We start from the raw sequence: 25,024 nt of genomic DNA, 5'->3' as shown, positions 1-25,024 counted from the left end.
GTCTGTTGATTGAAGGTTTCCTGCAATCACAGAAAAAGTCAAAGCCAAGAACCGCCCTGACTTTGACTTTTTCGTTCGTTTACATCTGATTATTTCTTGTCGTCATTTACTTCTTCATATTCAGCGTCGACCACATCGTCATCTTTCGAAGCTTCGCCTTCAGCGCCTTGAGCTGCCTGAGCTTCCGCTTGAGCCTGCTCATAAAGCTTCATCGTTAAGCTTTGAACGATTTCCTGCAATGCGTCTTTCTTTTCGCGGATAAGATCAAGATCATCTTTCTCGATCGCTTCTTTCAGTTCAGCTTTCGCATCTTCCGCTTTTTTCACTTCATCTTCTTCTACTTTGCCTTCAAGATCTTTTAACGTTTTTTCCGTTTGGAAAACAAGTTGGTCGGCTTCGTTGCGAAGTTCAACTTCCTCTTTACGTTTTTTATCTGCTTCGGCATTTTCTTCGGCTTCTTTCACCATGCGTTCTACTTCATCATCTGAAAGGCCTGTGGAAGACTTGATTGTGATGTTTTGCTCTTTACCTGTTCCAAGGTCCTTCGCACTTACATTCACGATACCGTTCTTATCAATATCGAATTTCACTTCGATTTGTGGTACGCCACGAGGTGCCGGTGGAATGTCCGCTAATTGGAAACGTCCAAGCGTTTTGTTATCGGCAGCCATTGGGCGCTCACCTTGTAATACATGAATATCAACAGCTGTCTGGTTATCAGCAGCAGTTGAGAATGTTTGAGATTTAGACGTAGGGATCGTTGTGTTACGCTCGATAAGCTTCGTTGATACGCCACCCATTGTTTCGATACCGAGTGAAAGTGGTGTAACGTCTAGTAATACAACGTCTTTTACATCTCCAGTCAGAACTCCACCCTGGATCGCTGCACCCATCGCTACAACTTCGTCAGGGTTAACGCCTTTAGATGGCTCTTTACCTGTTTCTTTTCTGATTGCTTCCTGTACGGCAGGGATACGAGTCGATCCACCAACAAGGATGATCTTATCGATTTCGCTTGCAGAAAGACCGGCATCTTTCATCGCTTGACGAGTTGGTCCCATTGTACGTTCTACAAGGTCAGCAGAGATTTCATCGAATTTCGCTCTTGAAAGAGTCACTTCCAGGTGAAGTGGTCCTGCTTCTCCAGCTGTGATGAAAGGAAGTGAGATCTGAGTGGAAGTCACTCCTGAAAGATCCTTCTTCGCTTTCTCAGCTGCGTCTTTCAGACGTTGAAGAGCCATTTTATCTTTAGAAAGATCGATACCGTTCTCTTTCTTGAATTCAGCTACAAGGTAGTCGATGATGACTTGGTCAAAGTCGTCTCCACCAAGACGGTTGTCACCGGCAGTGGAACGCACTTCAAATACTCCGTCACCAAGTTCAAGGATGGATACATCGAATGTACCGCCACCAAGGTCGTATACAAGGATTGTCTGGTCTTGATCCATTTTGTCAAGTCCGTAAGCAAGGGCAGCAGCAGTCGGCTCATTGATGATACGCTCAACTTCAAGCCCTGCGATTTTACCTGCATCTTTTGTCGCTTGACGCTCTGCATCGTTGAAGTAAGCAGGAACAGTGATAACTGCTTTCTCCACTTTTTCGCCAAGATAATCTTCTGCATATGATTTTAAGTGTTGAAGGATCATAGCTGAAATTTCCTGTGGCGTATATTCTTTTCCTTCTGCTTCTACTTTGTGATCTGTCCCCATGTGACGTTTCACTGAGATGATTGTATTAGGGTTTGTGATCGCTTGGCGCTTTGCTACTTCCCCAACTTGCTTTTCACCATTTTTGAACGCTACGACTGAAGGAGTTGTGCGGTTTCCTTCTGCGTTTGCAATGACCTTTGGCTCTCCGCCTTCAAGTACTGATACACATGAGTTTGTTGTACCTAAGTCAATACCGATAATTTTACTCATAGTAAGAATCCTCCCTGTTTTGTATATGTAATGTCTTGTTTATTGACTGACCTTCACCATAGAAGGACGAATTACTCTGTCTTTCAGTTTGTATCCCTTTTGGAATTCCTCGACAACGATATTACTATCGTAGTTTTCATCTTCCACCTGCATGACAGCTTGATGCATATGAGGGTCAAACTCCTGACCTACCGCTTCTATTGGTTCCACTCCCTCTTTCTTAAGGGCTTCTACAAGACTTCTGTGAACCATTTCCATTCCTTGAAGCAGTTGTTTCGTTTGCTCATTATCAGCTTCTATATTCAAGGCACGTTCGAAATTATCCAGTGCCGGTAATAGTTCCGTAATCAGTCCTTGAGCACGATATTTTTCCTTTGATTCGTTTTCCACATTAATGCGACGGCGGAAATTATCAAAATCGGCTCTTAAACGAAGATAACGATTTTCAGACTCATTCAGCTTTTCCTCTAATTGTGAAAGCTCATCTGATTCTTGCTGCTCTTCAAGCACTTCCTCAGCTTGAGGTTCTTCAGCGAACACTTCTTCCACCGCTTCGCCTTTTTCCTCTTTCGCTTCCTGCTGCTCTTGTTTCGTTTCTTCAGACATAACATTCACCTCCTTAAAAATGTGATCCTTTAAAGCGCTCGTATGAAGGCTCCGAAACGTGTGTAGAGACGCACTTTCGGGGCCTTATTTTCCTTTATACAATATGTCCACTAATCCCCACTTTGATACAGCTTCGTCAGAACCTTGGACATATCGTTTGAGAAGAAATTAAGTAGACTGACGACACGGGAATACTCCATCCGGGTAGGCCCGATGATCGCAATGGAACCTAATTGTTCTTTGCCAATCGAATAAGTAGCGGTTATGAGACTGCAATTCTCCATAGCAAGATGATCGTTTTCTTTCCCGATCTTAATGTTCACACCTGTGGCAGATGGGCGGATCAGGTTATAGATGCTTTCTTCTTGTTCGATCATTTCAAGAAGCATGCGGACCTTTTGTACATCGTTGAATTCAGGCTGATTCAGGATATTGGTCTTACCTCCAAAGAACAGCTTATCCGTGACCGTTGGATTAAAGGAATCCGTTAGGGAGTGGAGGATAAAATCATAATTCTGTATATGCTCTTTGAGTAAAAGAGCGACTTCCTTAAAGATTTTATCGTTTAACTCACTAATCGGAACACCCGTCAAGCGGTCGTTCAATATGTGTACAAGCTTTTCAAGCTCGGAGGCATCCATTGTCGGCGGGATATGGAACAGTTTATTTTCAACATGTCCGTTATCCGTGACGATGATGGCAATGGCCGTATCTTTGTTTAGGGGAATCAGTTGAATTTTTTTCAACTTGTTTTCCTTTAAATCAGGCCCTAATACAATCGTTGTATAATTGGTCAGCTCTGAAAGGATCTTCGCCGATTTCTGAACCACTTTCTCCAATTCATACATGCGCTCGGTAAAGATGGAGCGTAGTGCATGCACATCATTCTTCTTTAATTTCTGTGGAGAAAGCAAGTGATCCACATAGTATCGATAGCCCTTTTCTGAAGGTACGCGACCTGAGGATGTGTGGGTTTTTTCGATAAAGCCCAAATCCTCAAGATCTGCCATTTCATTTCGGATCGTAGCCGAACTGAATGAGATCTCATCTTTTTTAGATAAGCTCCTCGAACCGACAGGCTGGGCAGAAAGAATAAAATCATCAATGATCACTTGAAGAATTAGAAGTTGTCGATCTGTTAACAACATTCATCACCCCTGTTAGCACTCTACTAAGATGAGTGCTAAATCTAATTAATAAATTATCAAATCAGTAAAGGGATGTCAATATATTAGATTGAAGCAATTAAATTACACCCAGGAATGATTGAAATACTTCGTTGCCAAGGAAGCGCCCTTGTTTTGTAAGTGCCACCCATTCTTCATTTACTGAGAGCAGTCCGCGTTTATCCATTTCTTCGATGGAAGGGCCAAAGACGGATTCTATGCTGGAACCGAATTTTTGTTGGAATATGGTTTTACTTACGCCTTCGACTTTACGCAACCCGAGGAACATTTCTTCTTCCATCATTTCGGCTTTGGTGACTCCATGCTCCTGGATGGTCGGGAGGGAACCTTCTGAAATCGGGTCCATGTATTTTTTGAGCGGTCCGTAGTTGGAATAACGTACTCCGTTTATATAACCGTGTGCACCTGCTCCTAAACCATAATATTCATTATTGTCCCAGTAAACGAGATTGTGTTTGCTTTCAAATCCGGGTTTGGCAAAGTTACTGATCTCATATTGATTGATCCCATACTTCTCCATCGTTTCAATCAGGATCTCATACATAGCTGCTTCCTGATCCTGTGATGGCAGTGATAACTTACCCTTTCTCATCAGGTTATAGAAAACCGTTTTCGGCTCCACGATGAGCGAGTAGGCTGAGTAATGAGGAAGATCCAGGTCAAGTGCTTTTGTCAGTGTATCCTGAAAATCTTCTTCCGTTTGCCTTGGAAGACTATAGATCAAATCGATGCTGATGTTTGAGAATCCTACTTTTTGAGCGTTTTCTACTGACGTATAGACATCCTTGCTTTTATGGGTGCGACCGATCCCTTTCAACAGGTCATCATTGAAGGATTGAACCCCGAAACTCAACCGGTTCACACCGTGATCCTTTAGCACACGAAGTTTATCTTGTGTTAGATCACCAGGGTTTGCTTCGAAGGTGAATTCACCCTTTTCAAAGGGCAAATGGGTCGTGATGGATTCACACAGCGTATCGAGCTGACCAGCATCCAAAGACGTCGGCGTACCACCTCCGACAAAGATTGTATCCAGTTTCTCAGAAGCTGATACTCTATGTTTCATTTCCTGACCAAGGCTGATTAAGTATTCATTTACAGGCTGGCCTTCCAGGAAAACTTTATTAAAATCACAATAGTGGCAGATATGTTCACAAAAAGGAATATGAATATAAGCTGATTTAACCAAGATTATCCCTCCTTTGGGGGCATTCATAGAGAAAAGGGGGTAAGCTGTGCTTGAAAAACAAGCCACTTTCCCCCTTTATCTGCATGACGATTATTTTTTATCCGTATCATCCATTTTCAGGACGGCCATGAAGGCTTCCTGGGGAACTTCAACATTCCCGACGGACTTCATACGTTTTTTTCCTTCTTTTTGTTTATCAAGAAGCTTACGTTTACGCGAGATATCCCCACCGTAACATTTAGCGAGTACGTTCTTACGGATGGCTTTAATGGTCGATCTTGCTACAATCTTCTGTCCGATCGCTGCCTGGACGGGTACTTCGAATTGTTGTCTCGGGATTAATTCCTTCAATTTCTCAACAATCAGCTTCCCGCGTTCATAAGCAAAGTCACGGTGAACGATAAAGCTCAAGGCATCGACATTTTCAGCGTTGAGCAGGATATCCATTTTCACTAGCTTGGATTCCTTGTATCCGATGAGCTCATAATCAAATGAAGCATACCCTTTTGTATTTGATTTCAACTGATCGAAGAAGTCATATACAATTTCAGCTAGTGGGATTTCATAGACGATGTTCACACGGGTATCATCCATATACTGCATATCGATGAAGTTCCCGCGCTTTCCTTGACAAAGCTCCATGACGGCACCTACATAGTCGTTTGGAACCATGATCGTTGCTTTGACATAAGGTTCTTCAACATGGTCGACCTTTTGTGGATCCGGCATCATGGATGGGTTATCCACTTTCACTTCTTCACCGTCCGTCAATTTCACATGATAGATAACGCTTGGCGCAGTCGTGATCAGGTCGATCTTGAATTCCCGTTCGATCCGTTCCTGAATGATCTCCATATGAAGAAGACCGAGGAATCCACAACGGAATCCAAACCCTAATGCCTGTGAAGTTTCAGGCTCGAATTGAAGGGCAGAGTCATTTAATTCAAGTTTTTCAAGTGCTTCTCTCAAATCGTTATAACGATTTGAATCAATCGGATAGAGACCGCAATAAACCATCGGGTTCATTCGTCGATAACCAGGCAATGCTTCCTGTGCAGGATGATCGGCAAGTGTGATCGTATCCCCTACACGGGTGTCTCCGACGTTCTTGATCGCTGCAGTCAAATATCCAACATCCCCGACCGTCAATTCCTTCTGACCCGTCGCTTTCGGAGTGAAGACACCGATCTCGGTCACTTCAAACTCTTTCCCTGTCGCCATCATGCGGACCTTATCCCCTACCTTGACGCTTCCATCCATCACACGGATGTAGGCAACGACCCCTCGGTAGGCGTCATATAAAGAGTCAAAGATAAGGGCTTTTAATGGTGCATCGGGATCCCCTTCTGGAGCCGGCACCTTTTCCACGACCTGCTCAAGGATCTCTTCAATCCCGATTCCGGCTTTGGCTGATGCAAGGACCGCTTCAGATGCATCCAGACCAATGACATCTTCCACTTCCTGACGAACTCTCTCGGGATCGGCTGCCGGAAGGTCGATTTTGTTGATGACGGGCAGGATTTCCAAGTTATTATCCAAGGCAAGATACACGTTTGCAAGCGTCTGGGCTTCAATCCCCTGAGCGGCGTCCACTACAAGGACAGCTCCCTCACAAGCCGCTAAACTACGGGATACTTCGTATGTAAAGTCTACGTGACCCGGTGTATCAATCAAATGGAAAATATATTCTTCCCCATCCTTTGCCTGATACTTTAATTGCACAGAGTTTAATTTGATAGTGATTCCACGCTCTCTCTCAAGGTCCATGGAATCCAGCAATTGGGCTTTCATTTCACGTGCCGTCAATGCTTTCGTCTTTTCTAATATACGATCGGCAAGGGTAGATTTCCCATGGTCGATATGAGCTATAATGGAAAAGTTTCTAATTCTCGATTGTCTCTCTAATTTCTCTTCACGGTTCATTATTCGTTCAACTCCTGTTATTTCCACACATGTACACTATTTTGAATTATAGCAGTAGACTATACATTATTCAATGTAAACTAAAAGGCCTGTTGGGAATTGACCGATTTCCTTGTATTCCGCGAATCGAACTGTGACGTAAAACATAACAAAGAAGGCTCCAATAGGGCCTTCTTTTACGTTTAAATGAGCGAAGCAATGACGTCCACTATTTTGTTGGTGATGCTTTCGATGGTATCCGCTATTACTTTTCCGATGGAAGAAAATACATTAAAGGCTTTCATTTCTTCCAGCTTCTCTTTCTTTTCAGTCAGGGTTTTGGAATCTACCTCATTCCCCAGGAACGATGCCTCGACATTTCCCTCCACGTTCTGGTTGACGCCGACAGGAGAGGTGAAGTTCTGCTGTTCATGGCCCTTCATATCCACGATTCCTTGGTTGGCATATTGCATCCCGATCAGCACTCCGATAAATAATGCCGTTATGAGAAATGCACATTTAAAAAAGAATTTCGTCATGATCATCCATCCTTTTCATTACTGTCTTACAGCAGGGGTCTTGAGGGGAGCATCCACCTTTTCTGCCTGCCAATAATATTCAGCAAATACATCAGCGAAAGCGTCTGCCGTCCTCTCCAGTTCCTCAAATGTATTATCCACCCCTCCGAATTCAAGGAGCATGGCGTTCCCTGAAAGATCCTGATTGAATTTGCCGTTTGTGCCGCTGCCCTTTTTCGCTATGACTCCACGTGAAATCCCTTTATATTTTGATTCCAAACGCTTATGAAGTTCGGTTGCCAGTTTCAGGTTCTGTTCATAGTTCGGATGCTCTTCCCCTACAACAAATGCAAGCTTCGCGTAGGGTATGCCGCCTATCGTCACGGTCGTCATGTCTCTTCTCTGTGAGTCCCGGTGGATATCCACCATATACAACAAATCTTTATTGCTGGTCATGGCTGCCTGCACCAGCGGCCGCGACTCCTGATAAGCTGCCCAGTAGTCAAGTCCCTTATGGTTTAAGTTTTGGATGACATCGGTCTTGTCGATGCTTGTCCCTATCCCCTCGTCCTCCAAGCCCGTCTTCACCATTTCCCCCACCCTGGTGACATTGATCTTCGAGTGCATGGCGGAATCCGGGTTGGTCACGCCCTCCAGATAAGGAAGATAGGATTCCCTCGTATGGGTGAAGTAAAGAAGAACCGTCTTTTTATTTCCTGTAGATAATGGCGGCGCTACGTCCCCGCCTTTTTGATTGGTTTCTTTCAGATCACCGACATTTTTGAGTTGCGCTTCATTTTCAGATTCCAGGGCTTCGGGTGGGGGGACCGATTCAATCGGCATATTCGTGAAGTCCGTCCCTTCCCCTGCCACCAGGATATCCCCATCGAAAATCGAGAAACCCGGCAGTTCACGACCGAGAAAGCTCCGGGGATCTTCGAAACTTACGTTGGTCGCCACCTGAAATAAGATGGATGAGAAGCTTGGGAGGGCCTGCTCCTCTTCTGTCAATATTTGATTAAAGGACCTGTTTTCCAGAGCCAATATTTTATATAATGTTTCACCCTTCACACTGGAAGCCGCTTGATTCAACGAATTCGACGTTATTCTATATTCAGGGTTGAAAGAAGTGAGGATGCCGACCATCGAAAAAACAGAGAGCAATCCTGCAATGAAGATCAGCGTCCCTTTCAGTATCGTAGACATTTGAATGGCAATGACATAATTAGAGTCTTTGTATGATCTCATTCTCCCACCCTTTCTTTTCTCTACTCTAGTACAACCTATGACATTGATAGAGATAGTAGAACTGTATGTAGTAGTCATTATGAGATGATTGGTGGAAAGTTAAACGGTGGAGTCTAGTATTTTTCGTGATGGGAGGGGCTATGTGTTGGATTTTCATGAGCAAGGGAAACATTTTCCCATAGTAAAAACGCCTCGAGGTCCACATTCCCCCTCGAGGCGTAAATCATCCAAATCCTTTTATCTCGTCTGATATCCCGTATTCGCCTGATTCACCGCATCATGGAGCGCCGCATTGAGGCCGCTTGCGATGAGGTTCGCCATGTCCTCCATGAACACATCCACTTCTTTCGGGGTGACCATCAGGTTATGGCCGAGGGGAGACAGGACTTCATGTATCAGTTTTCGCTTTTCCTGATCTTCAAGAGTCCCGACGATCCCCATGAATGTCTGGCGATGCTGTTCTTCCGGGAGATCTTCCTCGGTTAGCTTCCTTCTTTCACCGAAGCTGAGTCCTGCAGGCGCAAGGGATCTTGACGGACGATCGCCTTCTCTCATTTCTTTCCCAAAATGTTTTAAGAGAAAATCCACTGTATCACTGACGATCGTCACAGCATCGAGCACAGTCGGAACACCGATGGCAATGACCGGGACACCCAGCGTTTCCTGATCCAGCCCTTTTCGTTTATTCCCCACTCCAGACCCCGGATGGATTCCGGTATCTGATATCTGGATCGTCGCATTGACGCGTTCGATGGACCGGGAAGCCAGTGCGTCGATGGCGATGATAAAGTCGGGCTTGGATTTCTCCACCACTCCGAATATAATATCGCTCGTTTCAATACCTGTCAGACCCATGACACCCGGGACGAGGGCACTGACCGGTCGATACCCTTCTTCCACCGATTCAGGCTGAAGTTCAAATAGATGCCTCGTCACTATGATGTCTTCGCATACCCTTGGCCCCAATGAATCCGGGGTCACATTCCAGTTTCCGAGACCGACGATCAAACAGCTTGCATTTTTACTGATTTTGTTATTGATAAGGAATTGATTGAATTCATTGGCGAATATATTTTCGACCTTCTGCTGCAGCTCTGTATTTTCTTCACGGATACCATGAGCCTCAATGGTCAGATAGTTACCCGGTTTTTTACCGATTTTTTCTTCCCCTTCCGGCGTGACCGTGACCAGGGAAACCTTCACTCCATCTTCTTCTTTTTCTTTAATCATGACACCCTGAATGGATGACGTATCCTCCGCTTTATCACTGACGACCATTTCCCTCGCCTCCACGGCAAGATCAGTACGAATGGAATATTTACTAAGATCGATTTCTTCTTTTTTCATTGTGACTCTACCTCCAGGCTTGGGATATTATCCAGTATTTTTTTATGTTTACCTTTTTGGTATGTGTTCATTCACTTGTTTAATTTCGTTCCATAGTATTGCAATATCACTGTCCGTTTGATAAAATATCATTTGTTCTTATTGTTTAGGAATTTAAATCGAGTCACATAGAATCTCGATCCTTTTATAGGAGGTGACAGGAATGCCAAATATCAAATCAGCTATCAAACGCGTAAAAACAAGCAACGAGCGTAACGCTCAAAACGCTGCAGTAAAATCTACTATGCGTACTGCTATCAAGAAAGCAGAAGCAGCAGCGACTAACAGCGCTGATAATGCGAAAGATCTAGTAACTGAAGCGGTACGTCAATTAGACAAAGCAGCTCAAAAAGGTCTTATCCACAAAAACGCTGCAGATCGTCAAAAGTCTCGCCTAATGAAAAAAGCGAACTAATTGAAAAAAACCACCGGACCAATTGGTCCGGTGGTTTTTTTATGTAAAACTTTGATCATGAAGTTTAAACAGGAACATTTCAATCATCAGTTCTTTCTTGATCTTCCCTGTTTTGATTTCATAATCTCCCTGTGAGAGGGTATCGATGATATGGGCCAGCTGCTTATCATTGAAATGCTTCGCCTGTCCGGCTGCGAGCTTTACCCTGAACGGATGCACTTTCAAGGTCGAGGCAATCTTTTGTTGGCCGTAGCCTCTGCGTGAAAGCTCCTTTGTGCCGTAAATGAGGCGGAACTGCCCAGCGAGGATCGCCAATATTTTAAGCGGTTCCTCATTTTGCTTGAGCAAATCGTAATAGATCCTTAATGCCTCATCGATCCTTCTGTGCACAACTTTGTCCACTAGCGTGAAAATATTTTGTTCCAACGATCTGGCCGTTAACCGCTCAACAACCTCTACATCGATCCGGTTCGTGTCACTTGCATATAAAGAAAGCTTATCCAATTCCTGAGTGAGCATCATCAGATTGGTGCCTGCTAATGTCAGCAGTAATTCAACTGCATCTTCGTCGATCTGTACACTATTACCGGCAGCACGTTCCCTTACCCAGGATTTTAATTCATGCTCATTCAACTTTTTGGCTTCGACCACCTCAGCACTCTTTTTTAAGGACTTGGTAATCTTTTTACGCTCGTCCAGCTTTTCATAATTCGCCGTGATGACAAGGATGGTGTACGGTGCAGGTGATTGTATGTATTGTTCAAAACGCTTGATGTTATGCTCTACTTTTTCTTTTGTTTTTTCAGCAGTCAAAAAAACGGGATTTTGGATAACGACGACTCTTCTTTCTCCCATGAACGGAAAGGTTTCCGCGTCTTCTATCGCTACTTCTATCGGTGTTTCCTCGAGATCATAGCTTGAAAAATTAAAATCCATTTCTTCTTCTGAAATGGCCCTTGAGACAATTCTTTGTTTCGTTTCATTAATAATAAATGACTCATTTCCGTAAACTAAATATACAGCGGCAAATTGAGATTTCTCTATTTTTTTCCATGTATCGATAACCAAGTCAGCACTCTCCATTAAGTCTTTTCTCTACTCTATGGTAAAAAAGCTTTCTGGTTTTGGCAAGGGGTAAAGGGGACATCCCTCTTATAGGACACCCCCTATATCTATATTAACGTTGACGGATAAGACCTAGGAACCTGATCCGTCAACGGTATTTCCTTTGTATTGATTAGTGTCACCACACACCCACGAACTTATGGGTGACAACTCTTGTCAGTAAAGGAAAAAGTAAAGGGAAGTATAGATTTTTCAGTAGCGTTGTTCTATACTAGAATAGAAATAGGAGGGGTAATTGTGAACCAATTTGAAAAGAATGTACAATCAAAAAGAAATGATGCAGTAGATTCAGGTGTAGCATTCGGTGTTTCTTTTGGATTCTTTGCATTAATGTTCATTATTGCAACAGCGATCAAATTAATCGGATCTTAATGAAAAATAGGAGGCAGGCCTGTAAAGAAAACGGTTACTTCAACTTCCATATATGGTACTTTCCGTATCATAAAGATGGTTTGAATGCCCTGATTCTTTGCAATAGGTCTGCCCCTTTTTCATTAGCGCTTAATTTGTTTTGTTCTACATCCTATGGCAGGTGGGCTGAAAACGTTCCTTTTTTATCCCAAAAACGATAGGTGATCGCCCCGTTCACAGCCGTATTGTAAATTGTCAGTCCCCTTTCCTTTAATCGCTCCACCACTTCAGGGTGAGGATGCCCAAAGCGATTGGTTTCTCCCGCAGAAATCACCGCCACACTCGGTTCCGTTTCATCGAGGAACGCTTCCGATGTACTTGTATTGCTGCCATGATGACCGACTTTCAACACATCCACAGGAAGATCGAATGTTGTAACGAACGCTCTTTCCCCTTCCTTCTCCAGATCCCCTGTAAACAACCATTTCTTTGATCCGATTTCACCATATAGAACAATGGAGTCATTATTCCCTTCATACTCTTTATCAAGGGGGGATACGATATGCAGCCCATCACGGTCTCCACGCCAGTTATCCCGATACATCACTTCTTTGACAGGAATCCTTTTTTCCTGCGCCATCTTAACAATCCGGTCCACCTCCACCTTCTCCCCGCTGCCGGGACTGATTAATAGTTCTCCTACTTTCATTTCGTTTAATACTGCTTCCGCTCCGCCTATATGATCAAGATCTCCATGAGTTAAAATCAATGCATCAAGAGACGTAATTCCTTTGCTTTTTAAAAAAGGCACCAAAATGTCCTCCCCTACCGAAAAACGGTTCTTTTTCTCCTCCCATTCTTCTTTCGGGAACGGGATTTCCCCTCCTGCATCAATTAAATAAGTGCCGTGATTGTATGGCAGATCGATCAGGGTTGCATCCCCCTGACCCACATCAATGAAGACAATTTCTCCATAAGGATGGTAGTTGTTCAAGACGAGGTGTAGGAAGGTAAAAAGAAAAAGCAGACCGACGGAAAGGTATTTTCCCTTCTCCATCCCAACGAATGCGAAATAAATCAGTATGAGATACCCCAGGAGAAGAAAAACATTCGGCCTCCCCATCACCAAGGTGCTAAATGGTAAAGAAGCAACGGCAGAGGATAACCATTGAATTCCTTCCAGCAGAATTTGATAAGGGAACATGGCCAATCCGGCCGATCCTACTGAAATGAAGAGATAGATGAGGATGGCCATCGGAAGGATGATGATGGAAAAAAGCGGGACGTAAAAGAGATTCGTCAAAAAACCGATCAGAGAGAACTCATAGAAATGATAAATCACGAAGGGAAGTGAAGACAATTGGGCCACCAATGTGACGGTGACCATTTGTTTGAAGGAAGAAGAATTCTGTAAAATGGACCTGGAAGAAAGCACAAGTGAAAAACTGACGGCGAATGAAAGCTGAAAGCCCACATTGAATACCGAGAAAGGTTCGTATAAGACAATGAGGAGGAATACTGTGGCCAGGCTATCGATTACACCGATATTCCTGGAGGTTTGTTTGCCGATGATGAGGATGATCAGCATGAAGGATGCCCGTACAACAGAGGGAGAGCCACCGGTCAATACGATATAACATAGAAGAAATAGAATACCTGACAAGGATGCTGCTTCCCTTGTCAGGCCAACCCTTAATAAAAGGTAATGAAGTATCGCAAACAAGAGTCCCACATGAAGACCTGAAATGGCAAGGAGATGAACGACACCGAGCTCCCTGAATGCCTTCATGGTATCCTCTGTAATCATCCCTGTCTCACCGAACAGTAATGCCTGAGTGATACCAACCGTTGAAGGGGGAAACTCCCATTCAATTCTTTTCAACCCTTGAAATCTAAGCTGTGTAAGGCCATGTTTCCAGGTGCTTCGATCCACACATCCCTCAAATCCCTGTACTTCAAGGATCCAATACACCCCTTGATGGGACAGATAATCTTTATAATCGAAGGAGTTCGGATTTTTACCATGTTGAGGTTCTGCCAACTGTCCTTTTACTTTGCAAACAAATCCGGGACTCACTTCTGCAAACTGCCTTTTTTCCTCTTCAGTATCAAAATAATAGCGAATCAGGATTTTTTCATTCTTCACTTTCGCAAATGAAACAAAGGAGCTGCCGTCAATGGTGGGGATCTCATCGATAAATACTTTATGAATGGAAGGTTCAGATTGCGGGGAAAGATCTGATTTCTGGTTTTTCTCTTGTAACAAGGTGTGAAAGAAGGAAACGATCACTAGGAGGAATGAAACGAAAAGGATGTAGCGGGGCATTTTTCTGAGGAAAAGGGAAAGGAGAAGGAGAACAAGGACGACAGCACCCCAAAAAAATTGAAGTGCCAGCAGAGTCCCTGATAGGACCGACAACGCCAAATAAACGCATAGGCCCCTACTCATTAAAGAGCTTTATGTATTCTTGCTCATAATGACGAATCTTCTCCTCTGGAAGTCCCTGCTGCCGCAGATCTTCTATCAACTGGATCATGAGTGTTGCCTTTTCCTTGTGTTTTACATCGATACTGCTTTCCTGGAAAGGCACTTTTTCCACATGGACGCCTGCCTTTTCGAACAGCTCGATGGCGTAAGGATGATTTTTATAATCTTTTGCATAGTAAACCGTTTTGATGCCTGCCTGGATGAGCGCCTTACAGCATTGAAGGCAAGGAAAGTGCGTGACATATATGTCCGCATTCTTCGTCCCGACCCCGAACTTTGAACATTGCAGGAGGGCATTCATTTCTGCGTGGATGGTCCTCACACAGTGATTGTCAATGACATAGCACCCTTCATCTATACAGTGATCTCCACCTGCTATGGAGCCGTTATAGCCTCCTGCTATGATCCGCTTATCCCGGACGATGGTTGCTCCCACCGCCAGTCTCGTACACGTGCTGCGGAGGGCCAGCAGTTGACTTTGAGCCATGAAATATTGATGCCATGCGATTCTTTCCATCACCATTCTCCCTTCCTTTGTTCTGCTCTTTATTTTAATGCTTGTTTAAGTGTATAAAGACTTCCTGCCTTTCGTCAATCACTGGACAAAAATATGTTCCTTTAATTTCTCGAATGTTTTTTCTCCAATTCCTGAAATGTTTGTTATCTCTTCAATGGAGTTGAACGGACCATGTTCTTCACGGTATTGGATAAAGGTGGCGGCTTTCGATGGTCCTATTCCAGGAAGGGTTTCGAATTCGGCTTGTGAGGCTGTATTGATATTAAGTTTATCCTCTCCTGATTCTGCCCCTTGAGAAACAGGGGCAGGAAGTGACTGAGGCGCCGTTTCCATTTCACCTACTTTCGGGACATAGATCATCATTTCGTCCGTCACTTTGACGGCAAGATTCATCAACTTTTTGTCTGCATCGTTTGTGAATCCTCCGGCCCTGTCTATGACAAACTTAAGCCGGTCCCCCTGCTTCACTTCATATAGACCGGGATTCACCACCTCACCCTTAACGTCCACATACACTGTTTCAGGACTCTTCACCATTTCAGGCTCTTCAGGCTTTTCAGGTACTTTCACTTCTGCTGCTGCAGTAAAGGAAGGTTCTTCAACGGAAGGCTCCCCGGCATTTTTCAATATATACCCAATCAGGAAAAAGGCACAAATCGCGAAGATCACAAGGATCGTTCGGTACTTTTCGATTAAGGACTGCATGGAAATCACCTCTGGTGGAATATTCATTGTATGGAATTCATACCTTTTAGGAGAGAGTGGGAAAGAAGGAGGGCTGAACATGAAAATAGGTATCATCGGAACGGGAAACATGGGGAAAATCATTATTGAAGCTCTCATTGAATCAAAGGCGATTTCTCCTTCACATCTTCATATTACGAATCGTTCATTAAAAAAAGCCGAGGATATAAAAGAGAAATTCCGCAACGTGAACATAGCTCGTACGAATGAAGACGTCATTTCTTCATCTGATCTGGTCTTCATCTGCGTCAAGCCGCATGATGTATATGATGTGATCCAGGAGAATAAGAAAAACTTCTCGAAGGACAAATGTGTCGTTTCCATCACAAGCCCGGTAAGTGTGAATCAGTTGGAATCCTTATTACCCTGTTCCTGCGCACGATTCATTCCAAGCATCACGAACCGCGCACTGAGCGGTGTGTCCCTTCTAACATATGGAAGTCATTGTTCAGATAAATGGAGAAGGGAATTAACGAAGATTGCCGGACATATCTCTACTCCAGTCGAGATTGATGAAAATGTAACTCGGGTAGCATCTGATATCGTCAGCTGCGGGCCGGCTTTTTTCAGTTATGTGACGCAGCGGTTCATTGATGCTGCAGTGGAAGTGACAGAGATCGATCATGAAACCGCAACTGTCCTCGCGTCTGAAATGCTGGTCGGTCTTGGGGATCTGTTAAAGAAGAATATTTATACGTTACCGACACTTCAAGAAAAGGTTTGTGTAAAAGGAGGGGTGACCGGGATCGGGATTTCTGTAATGGAAAGAGAACTGGGAGATGTTTTCGAGAAACTTTTCGAAGCCACACAAGAAAAATTCGTGGATGATATTGAAGGAACCAAATCACAATTCGGGGTCTAAAGTGACTCCTCTTTTTATACTTCGACATAAATTGATTTATTCCTTCTTTTTTCTACCGTTTTGATCCTGTCTTAAACCAATATAAGCCGGGTCGCTCTCATTCTGAGGCGACCCGGCTTTTGATTATTTCTTTTTACACGCAAAGAAGATTCTCTCACTCTTGTCAGTGGGAGATTCTTCCGTAAAGTCCGCAGTGATATTCAACACATCGAAGCCGTTGCCACGGAGCCACTCCTTTATCATAAGGATTGGATAGGTACGCTGTTTGTGCAGCTCTTCCACTCGCTCGTACTGTCCGGTTTCTTCATCTTCCACGAAAAAAGTCAGTTCATGTTCCACACTATTGGGAACTTCACCGGGGAAGCAATCCCATATATAGGATACGTGTTCATCCGTAAGGGTAAAGGTTTGGTTCATGAATATCTGGGTCATTTTGAAAATGGAATGCACATCAAAAAGGAATAGCCCATCCTGCTTCAGATGACGATGGACCCCTTTAAATGTGCTCTCCACGTCACTCTCGTCTTCCAGGTAATTCAATGAATCACAAAAAATCGTAATGATGTCGTATTCACCAAGGGAATCGAGTCTCGACATATCCTGCTGAAATAACTGGATCTGAACACTCTGTGCCGATGCCTTTTCCTGGGCGATGGTGAGCATGTCCTGGGACAAGTCGACCCCCGTCACATCATATCCGTCCCGTGCAAGCCTCAATGATAATTCCCCGGTTCCACAAGCGATATCAAGAACCCTCTTCCCCTGGTGACGTATTGCCTGGCGGTTCACATACTCCAACCAGCCATCGTATGGGACGTCCTGCATTAAATAATCGTATACATAAGCAAAACGCTCATAACTCATTTACAGGTTCTCACCTTGTCCGACCTCGACGAATGATGCATCTCCCCATAAACGTTCAAGATTATAGTAACCTCTTTCTTCTTTATGGAATACGTGAGCGACGACATCGCCTAAATCAACCAGGATCCAGCGTGCCTGATCGAATCCTTCCAGTCGTTTCACTGTGTATCCCTTTTCTTCTGCTGCGTCTTTCAATTCACGCGCGATCGCCTGTACCTGTTTGTCTGAATTACCGTGACAGATCAGGAAATAATCGGCAATCAACGAAACACCTTTCATATCCAATACAACAATATCCTCAGCGCGTTTATCATCAGCCGCTTTAAAGGCTAATTCTACTAAATTTTGTTCCATTCCTTCATCTCCTCTGATTTAATGTCAGTTCATTGTAAAAGCGAAATGTATCCGGATAGATCGCTTGATTTTTTTTCATAAGAAACGTGATCGTATTCTGAAGAGCTTTTATGAGTGCCAGGTCCAATGATTCCTTGGCAAGCTCCCTCACTTCTTCCACACCGGGGAACCTGCGATTCGGCTCAATATAGTCGGCTAAATAAACCACCTTGTCGAGTACCGTCATCCCCTCTTTCCCGGAAGTATGGAAGCGGATGGCATCCAGGATATCACGATCTTCTATCCCGACTTCCCGTTCTACCAGAATAGCTCCTACAGGCGCGTGCCATAACTCGCCATTATACAGTAATAGATCCTTTGAAAGATTCTCCCTTTCAATGATCCCCTGCATTTCCCCTTTATCCCGGAACTTTGCATAATCATGAAAGATCGCAGCTGTTTCAGCCTTTTTCTCATCGGCTCCATACCGTTTCGCAAGCTCGATGCTCGTCTCCATGACACCACATGTGTGAATGTAGCGGTGTTCAGTCAAATGCTTTTTAACCAGCTCCAGTGCTTTTTCTCTATTCATATAACTTCTCCTCCTTGATCAATCGATACACGTCGTCCGGAACCAAATAGCGAACCGTTTGTCCCTTATTTACTGTGTCACGAATGTATGAGGAAGAAAGATCGACGGCGGGTACTTCGATCAATTGTACGTTGTAGGGAGACTCATGGGAATAATCCGGACGATTGACCCCGATGAACTTCACCATATTCTGCAATTCTTCGATTTTATACCATTTCGGGAGATACTCGATCATATCCCCGCCTATGATAAACGAAAATTCGGTGTTCTCTTCTCTTTCCATCAAAAGTTTGATGGTGTCATATGTGTAGGAGGCACCCTGTCTTTCGAGTTCGATCCGTTCAATCGAAAAACGGGGATGACCCTTGATGGCTGCCTCCAGCATCCGAAGACGCTGGTCCACGGTCACCCTTTCATCCACCTGTTTATGGGGAGGTACATGGTTAGGAAGGAAGCGGATTTCATCTAATTGTGCCTTTTCCAACACTTGATCTGCAATGACCAAGTGACCCATATGGGGAGGATTGAAAGTACCTCCCAGAAGTCCAACCTTTTTTTTCATCATCGTATCGATCCTTATCTTGGCAGGATTAATTGCTTATTTTCTTTCGATTCTTTGTACAGGACAATGGTATTTCCGATGATCTGGACAATTTCAGCTCCTACACCTTCTGAAAGCTCTTGTGCAACCTCTGTCTTATCCATATCACAATTTTGAAGGATGCTGATTTTCATCAATTCCCTCGTCTCAATTGCTTCTCCGATTGTTTTGATCATATTATCGTTGACTCCGCCTTTTCCTACTTGAAAAACCGGATTTAAGTGATGTGCTTCTGAACGTAAAAACCTTTTTTGTTTACCTGTTAACATGTTAACCTCCTAGTTGTTGTAAAACGGTGTCCCTCATAATGGAATAGGACGGAAAGATTCCTGTCCACTTCTGAAATGAGAGTGCTCCCTGATAAACGAACATATCGAGCCCGTTCTGAGTCAGGGCCCCTTTTTCTTTGGCCTGTTTCAATAATGATGTTTCCAGTGGATTATAAATGATATCCGAGACGATGCTTCCCCGCTTTAAAGCATTGACCTTTATAGGACTGTCTTCTATATGAGGAAACATACCGATGGATGTCGTCTGGATGATGACATCATATTCGTGCAATTCGTTCTCAGCAGCTTCAAGGGTAAGGAACGAAGAATCTAATGGAAACGGACAGGCGTCCATCATCTTCACTGCCCTTCCCGGGGTCCGGTTGGTGACATCGATCTTCCGTACACCCGAAGAGGCAAGTGTATAATAGATGGCCCGGGCTGCACCGCCGGCCCCGATGATCAGCATCGACTTGTTTTCCAGACGATCGCCGGCTGCCTTCTTCAAGCCTTCAACAAATCCAAGACCGTCTGTATTATACCCGATCAGCTTGCCATTTTCATTGGCAATCGTGTTGACAGCACCGATGGCCTTTGCCAATGGATCAATCCCATCGAGGAGAGACATGACATGTTCTTTATGAGGAACCGTCACATTCACTCCCTGAATACCCAAGGCTTTGATTCCGCGGATGGCGTCGGGAAGCTGCTCTTTCTTTACATGAAATCGAACATATTCAGCGTTGATTCCGTTATCTTCAAACGCGCTATTATGCATCAGGGGCGACATTGAGTGAGCAATCGGGTCCCCAATCACACCATAAAGAGCCACAGAACCCCTCCTAGATCAGTGATTTTCTTAAGAAGACGCTGACACCTTTCGGGACGTGAGCGGCAATGGTCGCTCCAGCATCATTGACGGTAATCCATCCCAAACCTGAGAAAACGATATCCGTTTTCGCTTCTTTAATCCTGAACTCGTGCCTCACAAGTGGAGGGAACGTATCCATATCGTCTTTTCTTGGTGGCTGCAATAATTCCCCTGCATGATTTTTATAGAGTTCATCCGCCTTTTCAATCTTCGTCCGATGGATGGACAGCTCATTTGAGAAATAGCAGGTAAACGGCTGACGCTCACCCGCCATGAAATCAAAACGGGCCAATCCGCCGAAGAACAAAGTTTGTTCCGGATTCAACTGGAACGTCCTTGGTTTGATTTCTTTTTTAGGCGTAATGATTTTCAAATCCTGTTTATCTACGAAATGGGCCATCTGATGATGATTGATGATGCCGGGTGTATCAATCAATGATTCTTCATCATCCAATGGAATTTGAATCATATCAAGAGTCGTACCAGGGAAATGGGAAGTCGTGATGACATCCTGCTCTCCTGAGACATGTTTGATGATGCGGTTAATGAACGTGGATTTCCCTACGTTTGTACATCCAACCACGTAAACATCTTTTCCATTCCTATATTCCTCGATCGCTTCGATCGCTTCTCCGATCCCCTGTCCCTTGGCCGCACTCACCAGTTGAACATCGATCGGTTTCAATCCCAGTTGACTCGCTTCATGCTTCATCCAATGAATCAGCTTGGAATGTTTCACGGACTTAGGCAAGAGATCCACCTTGTTTCCTATCAGAAGGATTGGATTGGACCCTACGAACCTGTGGAGTCCAGGAAGCCAGCTTCCATTAAAGTCAAAGATGTCCACCACTTTGACGATAAGCCCTTCGGAGTCACCAAGCTCATTCAGTATTTTCAGGAAGTCATCATCGGTCAACGGAACATCCTGGACTTCATTATAATGCTTTAATCTGAAACAGCGCTGACAGATGATCTCTTCTTTTTGAAGAGCCGAAGGAGGGGCATACCCCATGCCTTCTTTATTTTCCGTCTGAATTTCAACGCCGCAACCTATACATACAACTTCACTCACTGTTTGTCCTCCCACTCAAGCATGCCTTTACGCTTGAAAAACTTCATGATTCTGCGTTCTACCTGACGATTGAACTTGGTAAAAAAACCATCCGATTGAGCCACAGGTACGACCAGTATCGTGTGGAATCCACTGCGATTCCCACCCAATACGTCCGTTAATAGCTGATCGCCGATGACAACCGCCTCTTCTTTCTTTACACCCATTTGTTTGATCGCTTTCTTAAAAGCACGTCCCATAGGCTTTCGTGCCTGAAAGATGAATGGCACACCCAAAGGTTCGGCGAATGCCCCCACGCGGTTTTTATTGTTGTTGGATACGATGGTCACAAGGATCCCCTGCTCCTGCATTTCCTTAAACCACTGGATCAATTTCGGGGTGGCGTTTGGCCTGTCCCACTCCACCAACGTATTATCCAAGTCGGTAATGATGGCCTTGATCCCTTTTTCCTTAAGATGCCCCGGGGTGATAGTAAAAATATCCTGGACCTGTTCATTGGGTAAAAACTGCTTGATCACATGCTACACCTCAAATTTCTTTATCGATTATATGATAAACTGCTTTCGATATATCTTCATTAGATGAACGTTCCACTATAGGGGGGAACGATTTCTATTGTATACCTTTAACCTATAACAGATTAATGATAACCAATTTTACATACAGATTCAAAATAAATCATATATATTCCTGTAATTCCAAACATATTACGATAAAAAATAAATATTTTTCGACAAATTCCCAGCTTTCTTCAACCTTGTGGATAACCTTATTCACATTATACAGAACAATAATAAGCTTTATTTACCAGTTATATACAAGTTAGTCACAACTTATCCACCACGAACTGTGGATAACGGAACGCTTGTTCTGCAAAAAAAATTTTGGTAAAGTTACATTACTACTAAAAAACGTACTTACATTAAGTTTCGAATAAAAAGAAGATGAGTAATGGAGGTGGCATTAATGAGGAAATTATCGGACGAACTGTTGATTGATTCTTATTACAAAGCGTTGGAACTGAAACTCAATACAGAATTCATTCGCCTCATCGAAATGGAAATTCACCGTCGATCTCTTACAAATAAAATAAAAGCTACTTCGTAGAATACTAACATGAAACGGGACGGATTTATATAAAATCCGTCCTCTTTTTTATGGAATATATGCTCAGACAGCATTTCATTTCAACATATTGACCTACTGTCCAGTCAAATCCCCCACTCAATGTAAAAAACGATTAACTTTAACAGTTTAATAAGTATATAATAAAATATAATTATATACTATATGAATAAGGATCTTTTTTCACTGTATAGTGTTATACCATCAACGTTAACCAGGTGAACAGGTACTCGTTAAGGCATATTTCAGCCGCGAACCTTGTTCAACAGTGAGCAAACTTAAAAGAAGGAGTGAGTGATGATTGTTTCTCTCCGGAGTACTCGATCAAACGTTCAAAAAGCTTAAAACCCAAACAGCCAACCTGATTACCCTTTCAAATTTGTCATTAGGTGGTTTTGCTATTATTTCCGTTCTTCATAACCAATTACATCTAAGCTTGATCCTCATTTTCATCGCTGCCTTGACCGACAGGTTCGATGGATTGGTGGCAAGAAAGTTAAACATCGAGTCGGAATTAGGAAAGCAGCTGGATTCCATGAGCGACATCATTTCCTTTGGTGTGGCCCCTGCATTGCTTATGTATACCGCCGTTCTCAGCCAGTTTGACTATCCCGGCATGTTCTTCACCATTTTGTATGTAGCGTGTGGTGCTTACCGTTTGGCCCGCTTCAACATTTCCGAAAATGACGGCTACTTTACCGGTCTTCCCATTACAGCAGCCGGCTGTTTACTGACCTTGAGCTATCTTCTTATTCCATTTGTCTCAAGTGTGCTGATCGTGTGCATGACCATCACACTATCTGTATTGATGGTCAGCCCCTTTACGTTGAAGAAGATGTAAGGTATACAAGAGAGCCCTGTTCACTTGTGAACAGGGCTCTCTTTGTGTATTTATTTCATACCCATCAGGCTAACAACAGTTATAGTTATTGACGTACCACCAGCCACCAAATAGGAAAAGCAAGATTAGCAATACAACGATTAACGCAAAGTAGAATCCCCCGCCGCCATAGCAACCTGGATAGACTGGTCCGTAACAAGGATATCCATAAGGCATGACCATACCTCCTCACTCACTTTTACTATCAGTATATGTACATAGGGAAGGAGCGTATAGGCAGTTTGCATCTTTATTATAGAATTCAACTTGGAAAAAAATGTTCCAATTCCCGATTACTTTCACCGGACATGCAAGGACATCCCCTTATCAACATATGAATGAGTATAGGCTCAAGTCCTCATGGAGGTGGAAATATGTCTGGAGTTCTAACAGCACTGGGTTATTTCTTTAAGGAGTTAATTTTCCTCGTTTCTTACGTTAAGAATAATGCCTTTCCGCAACCATTATCCGCTGCAGATGAACGAAAATATCTAAAGCTGATGGCGGAAGGGGATGAACACGCCCGCAACATGCTCATCGAACATAATCTCAGGTTGGTTGCCCACATCGTCAAGAAATTCGAAAACACAGGCGAAGATCCAGAAGATTTGATTTCCATCGGGACCATCGGATTGATCAAAGCGATCGAAAGTTACTCTGAAGGAAAGGGAACCAAACTTGCCACCTATGCGGCACGATGTATCGAGAATGAAATCCTCATGCACCTCCGTGCCCTGAAGAAAACCAAGAAAGATGTCTCACTCCACGATCCCATCGGCCAGGATAAAGAAGGAAATGAAATCAGTTTGATCGATATCCTGAAATCGGAAAGCGATGATGTCATCGACACGATTCAATTAAGCATGGAACTCGAAAAAGTGAGAAAATATATTTGCGTGCTGGACGAAAGGGAAAAAGAAGTCATCGTCGGCCGGTTCGGGCTGGATTTAAAAGAAGAAAAAACACAGAGGGAAATTGCAAAAGAATTGGGGATTTCGAGAAGCTACGTCTCAAGGATCGAAAAGCGTGCCCTCATGAAAATGTTTCATGAATTTTACCGGGAGGAAAAAGAAAAGCGGAATAAATCCTGATAAAGAAAAGCGGTCCCGGGACCGCTTTTCTTCATTTTCTACTCTACACTGACTTCAGCCGAAATGATCAAACCAATTACAGACGTCAGGATAAGACCCATGATCATTGAAAACATTGTCATCCTCTCCCTCATTAAATTGCATTTCCTACTATTAATGTATCACGAAAAAACGGATATTCCCCTCCCATTCGTGAACAACTCTTTACTAAGTATTGACAGATATGTGACCGAAGAAAAAGGAGGACCCCGAGCCTTAGGGGTCCTCCTTCCATTTGTTATTTGAGTTCACGGGTCTTCTTTCTATGGAAGAAAGCCGACCAAATGACAATATTCAAAAACATCTCTCCACCACCTTTTTGTTTCGTTAGGCAGTATCCTTCTCTACCCATAGCGCATTCAGCATTTTCTCTTGTACATAAATCATTTTTCATTCTCCTCTCCATTTGTTGGTTTTTTTTAGGATTAAAACATTTGAGGCATAGTGTGCTGCTTTGTTTTCGTTTCTTCATAGCTTTTTAAAACCATTTCATGATGAGAAGCTTCTTCAAACGTTTCCTGTTTCTTATTAAAGGTTACCGTTATAAATAAAAGATTCAGTGTCATACAATATCACCCCTTTCAACGTTCCCTGCAAGTATGCAGGGCATAGTAAATAGCCACAAAGCGACCGACCCTTGTGGCACAAAAAAGCCACAGGGATCTACATTCTCCCTGTGGCTATTATTGAATGAAATTCAAATTAAGCAGAAAACATCCCACAAGCGGTCGAATGATCAAAACAATATGAAGTTGTGTCTTTTTTTCCAATAAGCACGAACATTTTCTTCGACCTCCCTCTTGTGATTTTTTTCTTACATTGGATAGTAT

The 25,024-nt window shown here is 43.5% G+C and carries 28 protein-coding genes; 6 read left to right on the top strand and 22 right to left on the bottom strand.

What is annotated here, in order from left to right:
• Positions 1–89: 89 nt before the first annotated feature.
• The 8 genes from dnaK to gpr form a co-directional block, all read right to left on the bottom strand.
• The gene (dnaK, locus tag N5C46_RS22430; protein WP_098353126.1) at positions 90–1,919 is read right to left on the bottom strand and encodes a molecular chaperone DnaK; all 1,830 of its coding nucleotides are present in this window, start codon (positions 1,917–1,919) and stop codon (positions 90–92) included.
• Positions 1,920–1,958: 39 nt separating this feature from the next.
• Positions 1,959–2,525: a nucleotide exchange factor GrpE gene (gene grpE / locus N5C46_RS22425; protein ID WP_261750299.1), complete on the bottom strand. Its 567-nt coding sequence runs from the start codon at positions 2,523–2,525 to the stop codon at positions 1,959–1,961.
• Between the two features lie 110 nt (positions 2,526–2,635).
• On the bottom strand, positions 2,636–3,670 hold the full coding sequence (gene hrcA, locus N5C46_RS22420) for a heat-inducible transcriptional repressor HrcA (protein ID WP_034757462.1): 1,035 nt from the start codon (positions 3,668–3,670) through the stop codon (positions 2,636–2,638).
• A gap of 100 nt (positions 3,671–3,770) precedes the next feature.
• Entirely contained in the window at positions 3,771–4,928 is a 1,158-nt protein-coding gene (hemW, locus tag N5C46_RS22415; RefSeq protein ID WP_261752409.1) for a radical SAM family heme chaperone HemW, read from the bottom strand.
• Between the two features lie 63 nt (positions 4,929–4,991).
• Positions 4,992–6,824: a translation elongation factor 4 gene (gene lepA, locus N5C46_RS22410; protein ID WP_406686751.1), complete on the bottom strand. Its 1,833-nt coding sequence runs from the start codon at positions 6,822–6,824 to the stop codon at positions 4,992–4,994.
• 182 nt (positions 6,825–7,006) lie between these two features.
• On the bottom strand, positions 7,007–7,342 hold the full coding sequence (locus N5C46_RS22405) for a YqxA family protein (protein ID WP_261750298.1): 336 nt from the start codon (positions 7,340–7,342) through the stop codon (positions 7,007–7,009).
• 18 nt (positions 7,343–7,360) lie between these two features.
• Complete coding sequence (gene spoIIP, locus N5C46_RS22400; protein WP_261750297.1) at positions 7,361–8,569, bottom strand: stage II sporulation protein P; 1,209 nt, start codon at positions 8,567–8,569, stop codon at positions 7,361–7,363.
• Between the two features lie 237 nt (positions 8,570–8,806).
• Positions 8,807–9,916 (bottom strand): GPR endopeptidase, encoded by a 1,110-nt coding sequence (gene gpr / locus N5C46_RS22395; protein ID WP_261750296.1) that lies wholly within the window; start codon positions 9,914–9,916, stop codon positions 8,807–8,809.
• Between the two features lie 202 nt (positions 9,917–10,118).
• Between gpr and rpsT the strand changes: the two genes are divergently transcribed.
• Positions 10,119–10,370 carry a 30S ribosomal protein S20 gene (gene rpsT / locus N5C46_RS22390; protein ID WP_034757447.1) on the top strand — a complete coding sequence of 84 codons (252 nt, stop codon included), beginning with the start codon at positions 10,119–10,121 and terminating at the stop codon, positions 10,368–10,370.
• 39 nt (positions 10,371–10,409) lie between these two features.
• Here the strand turns inward: rpsT and holA are convergent, their stop codons facing one another.
• Positions 10,410–11,438 (bottom strand): DNA polymerase III subunit delta, encoded by a 1,029-nt coding sequence (holA, locus tag N5C46_RS22385; RefSeq protein WP_261750295.1) that lies wholly within the window; start codon positions 11,436–11,438, stop codon positions 10,410–10,412.
• 294 nt (positions 11,439–11,732) lie between these two features.
• On the opposite strand from holA, the gene N5C46_RS22380 reads away from it, so the two are divergent.
• Positions 11,733–11,867: a YqzM family protein gene (locus N5C46_RS22380; RefSeq protein WP_034757445.1), complete on the top strand. Its 135-nt coding sequence runs from the start codon at positions 11,733–11,735 to the stop codon at positions 11,865–11,867.
• A 151-nt stretch (positions 11,868–12,018) separates the two neighbouring features.
• Here the strand turns inward: N5C46_RS22380 and N5C46_RS22375 are convergent, their stop codons facing one another.
• From N5C46_RS22375 to N5C46_RS22365, 3 genes are all read right to left on the bottom strand, one after another.
• Positions 12,019–14,271, bottom strand: coding sequence for a DNA internalization-related competence protein ComEC/Rec2 (locus N5C46_RS22375; RefSeq protein WP_261750294.1), 2,253 nt, complete (start codon positions 14,269–14,271; stop codon positions 12,019–12,021).
• 16 nt (positions 14,272–14,287) lie between these two features.
• Entirely contained in the window at positions 14,288–14,851 is a 564-nt protein-coding gene (locus N5C46_RS22370; protein ID WP_261750293.1) for a ComE operon protein 2, read from the bottom strand.
• 78 nt (positions 14,852–14,929) lie between these two features.
• Positions 14,930–15,556 carry a helix-hairpin-helix domain-containing protein gene (locus N5C46_RS22365; RefSeq protein ID WP_261750292.1) on the bottom strand — a complete coding sequence of 209 codons (627 nt, stop codon included), beginning with the start codon at positions 15,554–15,556 and terminating at the stop codon, positions 14,930–14,932.
• A 79-nt stretch (positions 15,557–15,635) separates the two neighbouring features.
• Here N5C46_RS22365 and comER point away from each other — a divergent pair, with 79 nt between their 5' ends.
• On the top strand, positions 15,636–16,457 hold the full coding sequence (comER, locus tag N5C46_RS22360) for a late competence protein ComER (RefSeq protein WP_261750291.1): 822 nt from the start codon (positions 15,636–15,638) through the stop codon (positions 16,455–16,457).
• Positions 16,458–16,580: 123 nt separating this feature from the next.
• Here comER and N5C46_RS22355 read toward each other — a convergent pair whose 3' ends face one another.
• From N5C46_RS22355 to N5C46_RS22320, 8 genes are read right to left on the bottom strand one after another with little or no spacing between them, the layout of a single operon-like run.
• Positions 16,581–17,321, bottom strand: a complete 741-nt coding sequence (locus N5C46_RS22355) for a class I SAM-dependent DNA methyltransferase (protein ID WP_261750290.1) — start codon at positions 17,319–17,321, stop codon at positions 16,581–16,583.
• On the bottom strand, positions 17,322–17,675 hold the full coding sequence (gene rsfS / locus N5C46_RS22350) for a ribosome silencing factor (protein ID WP_034757434.1): 354 nt from the start codon (positions 17,673–17,675) through the stop codon (positions 17,322–17,324).
• Positions 17,676–17,679: 4 nt separating this feature from the next.
• Complete coding sequence (gene yqeK / locus N5C46_RS22345; RefSeq protein ID WP_261750289.1) at positions 17,680–18,246, bottom strand: bis(5'-nucleosyl)-tetraphosphatase (symmetrical) YqeK; 567 nt, start codon at positions 18,244–18,246, stop codon at positions 17,680–17,682.
• Complete coding sequence (locus N5C46_RS22340) at positions 18,239–18,808, bottom strand: nicotinate-nucleotide adenylyltransferase (RefSeq protein WP_261752407.1); 570 nt, start codon at positions 18,806–18,808, stop codon at positions 18,239–18,241. Before N5C46_RS22340 ends, yqeK begins: the two co-directional genes overlap by 8 nt.
• A 14-nt stretch (positions 18,809–18,822) precedes the next feature.
• Positions 18,823–19,116 carry a ribosome assembly RNA-binding protein YhbY gene (gene yhbY / locus N5C46_RS22335; RefSeq protein WP_034757429.1) on the bottom strand — a complete coding sequence of 98 codons (294 nt, stop codon included), beginning with the start codon at positions 19,114–19,116 and terminating at the stop codon, positions 18,823–18,825.
• Between the two features lies 1 nt (position 19,117).
• Complete coding sequence (gene aroE, locus N5C46_RS22330) at positions 19,118–19,906, bottom strand: shikimate dehydrogenase (RefSeq protein ID WP_261752406.1); 789 nt, start codon at positions 19,904–19,906, stop codon at positions 19,118–19,120.
• A gap of 52 nt (positions 19,907–19,958) precedes the next feature.
• Positions 19,959–20,999, bottom strand: a complete 1,041-nt coding sequence (yqeH, locus tag N5C46_RS22325) for a ribosome biogenesis GTPase YqeH (protein WP_261752405.1) — start codon at positions 20,997–20,999, stop codon at positions 19,959–19,961.
• Between the two features lie 56 nt (positions 21,000–21,055).
• Complete coding sequence (locus N5C46_RS22320; RefSeq protein WP_224519474.1) at positions 21,056–21,577, bottom strand: YqeG family HAD IIIA-type phosphatase; 522 nt, start codon at positions 21,575–21,577, stop codon at positions 21,056–21,058.
• A gap of 448 nt (positions 21,578–22,025) precedes the next feature.
• Between N5C46_RS22320 and N5C46_RS22315 the strand changes: the two genes are divergently transcribed.
• From N5C46_RS22315 to sigK, 3 genes are all read left to right on the top strand, one after another.
• A complete protein-coding gene (locus tag N5C46_RS22315; RefSeq protein ID WP_034757416.1) occupies positions 22,026–22,166 on the top strand; it encodes a sporulation histidine kinase inhibitor Sda in 141 nt (46 codons plus the stop codon).
• Positions 22,167–22,485: 319 nt separating this feature from the next.
• Complete coding sequence (pssA, locus tag N5C46_RS22310) at positions 22,486–23,025, top strand: CDP-diacylglycerol--serine O-phosphatidyltransferase (RefSeq protein ID WP_034757414.1); 540 nt, start codon at positions 22,486–22,488, stop codon at positions 23,023–23,025.
• A 413-nt stretch (positions 23,026–23,438) separates the two neighbouring features.
• On the top strand, positions 23,439–24,155 hold the full coding sequence (gene sigK / locus N5C46_RS22305) for an RNA polymerase sporulation sigma factor SigK (protein ID WP_034757411.1): 717 nt from the start codon (positions 23,439–23,441) through the stop codon (positions 24,153–24,155).
• Between the two features lie 277 nt (positions 24,156–24,432).
• On the opposite strand, the gene N5C46_RS22300 is transcribed toward sigK, so the two are convergent.
• Positions 24,433–24,588 (bottom strand): hypothetical protein, encoded by a 156-nt coding sequence (locus tag N5C46_RS22300; protein WP_261750288.1) that lies wholly within the window; start codon positions 24,586–24,588, stop codon positions 24,433–24,435.
• Between the two features lie 31 nt (positions 24,589–24,619).
• The gene (locus N5C46_RS22295) at positions 24,620–24,760 is read right to left on the bottom strand and encodes a YrzI family small protein (RefSeq protein WP_261750287.1); all 141 of its coding nucleotides are present in this window, start codon (positions 24,758–24,760) and stop codon (positions 24,620–24,622) included.
• Positions 24,761–25,024 lie beyond the last annotated feature (264 nt).

Source organism: Rossellomorea vietnamensis, from assembly GCF_025398035.1.
Classification (GTDB): domain Bacteria; phylum Bacillota; class Bacilli; order Bacillales; family Bacillaceae_B; genus Rossellomorea; species Rossellomorea vietnamensis_B.
This window is presented reverse-complemented; position numbering and strand designations above follow the sequence as displayed.

What these genes read in the sequence shown, in the direction of transcription:
- lepA (WP_406686751.1), bottom strand. Translation starts at nt 6,824, where the DNA reads ATGAACCGTGAAGAGAAATTAGAGAGACAATCGAGAATTAGAAACTTT.
- rsfS (WP_034757434.1), bottom strand. Translation starts at nt 17,675, where the DNA reads ATGGAACAAAATTTAGTAGAATTAGCCTTTAAAGCGGCTGATGATAAA.
- aroE (WP_261752406.1), bottom strand. Translation starts at nt 19,906, where the DNA reads ATGTCGCCCCTGATGCATAATAGCGCGTTTGAAGATAACGGAATCAAC.
- hemW (WP_261752409.1), bottom strand. Translation starts at nt 4,928, where the DNA reads ATGAATGCCCCCAAAGGAGGGATAATCTTGGTTAAATCAGCTTATATT.
- yqeH (WP_261752405.1), bottom strand. Translation starts at nt 20,999, where the DNA reads ATGGGGTATGCCCCTCCTTCGGCTCTTCAAAAAGAAGAGATCATCTGT.
- grpE (WP_261750299.1), bottom strand. Translation starts at nt 2,525, where the DNA reads ATGTCTGAAGAAACGAAACAAGAGCAGCAGGAAGCGAAAGAGGAAAAA.
- N5C46_RS22370 (WP_261750293.1), bottom strand. Translation starts at nt 14,851, where the DNA reads ATGGAAAGAATCGCATGGCATCAATATTTCATGGCTCAAAGTCAACTG.
- N5C46_RS22405 (WP_261750298.1), bottom strand. Translation starts at nt 7,342, where the DNA reads ATGACGAAATTCTTTTTTAAATGTGCATTTCTCATAACGGCATTATTT.
- N5C46_RS22355 (WP_261750290.1), bottom strand. Translation starts at nt 17,321, where the DNA reads ATGAGTTATGAGCGTTTTGCTTATGTATACGATTATTTAATGCAGGAC.
- dnaK (WP_098353126.1), bottom strand. Translation starts at nt 1,919, where the DNA reads ATGAGTAAAATTATCGGTATTGACTTAGGTACAACAAACTCATGTGTA.
- N5C46_RS22300 (WP_261750288.1), bottom strand. Translation starts at nt 24,588, where the DNA reads ATGAAAAATGATTTATGTACAAGAGAAAATGCTGAATGCGCTATGGGT.
- sigK (WP_034757411.1), top strand. Translation starts at nt 23,439, where the DNA reads ATGTCTGGAGTTCTAACAGCACTGGGTTATTTCTTTAAGGAGTTAATT.
- yqeK (WP_261750289.1), bottom strand. Translation starts at nt 18,246, where the DNA reads ATGAATAGAGAAAAAGCACTGGAGCTGGTTAAAAAGCATTTGACTGAA.
- N5C46_RS22365 (WP_261750292.1), bottom strand. Translation starts at nt 15,556, where the DNA reads ATGCAGTCCTTAATCGAAAAGTACCGAACGATCCTTGTGATCTTCGCG.
- rpsT (WP_034757447.1), top strand. Translation starts at nt 10,119, where the DNA reads ATGCCAAATATCAAATCAGCTATCAAACGCGTAAAAACAAGCAACGAG.
- yhbY (WP_034757429.1), bottom strand. Translation starts at nt 19,116, where the DNA reads ATGTTAACAGGTAAACAAAAAAGGTTTTTACGTTCAGAAGCACATCAC.
- N5C46_RS22295 (WP_261750287.1), bottom strand. Translation starts at nt 24,760, where the DNA reads ATGACACTGAATCTTTTATTTATAACGGTAACCTTTAATAAGAAACAG.
- N5C46_RS22315 (WP_034757416.1), top strand. Translation starts at nt 22,026, where the DNA reads ATGAGGAAATTATCGGACGAACTGTTGATTGATTCTTATTACAAAGCG.
- spoIIP (WP_261750297.1), bottom strand. Translation starts at nt 8,569, where the DNA reads ATGAGATCATACAAAGACTCTAATTATGTCATTGCCATTCAAATGTCT.
- N5C46_RS22340 (WP_261752407.1), bottom strand. Translation starts at nt 18,808, where the DNA reads ATGAAAAAAAAGGTTGGACTTCTGGGAGGTACTTTCAATCCTCCCCAT.
- gpr (WP_261750296.1), bottom strand. Translation starts at nt 9,916, where the DNA reads ATGAAAAAAGAAGAAATCGATCTTAGTAAATATTCCATTCGTACTGAT.
- comER (WP_261750291.1), top strand. Translation starts at nt 15,636, where the DNA reads ATGAAAATAGGTATCATCGGAACGGGAAACATGGGGAAAATCATTATT.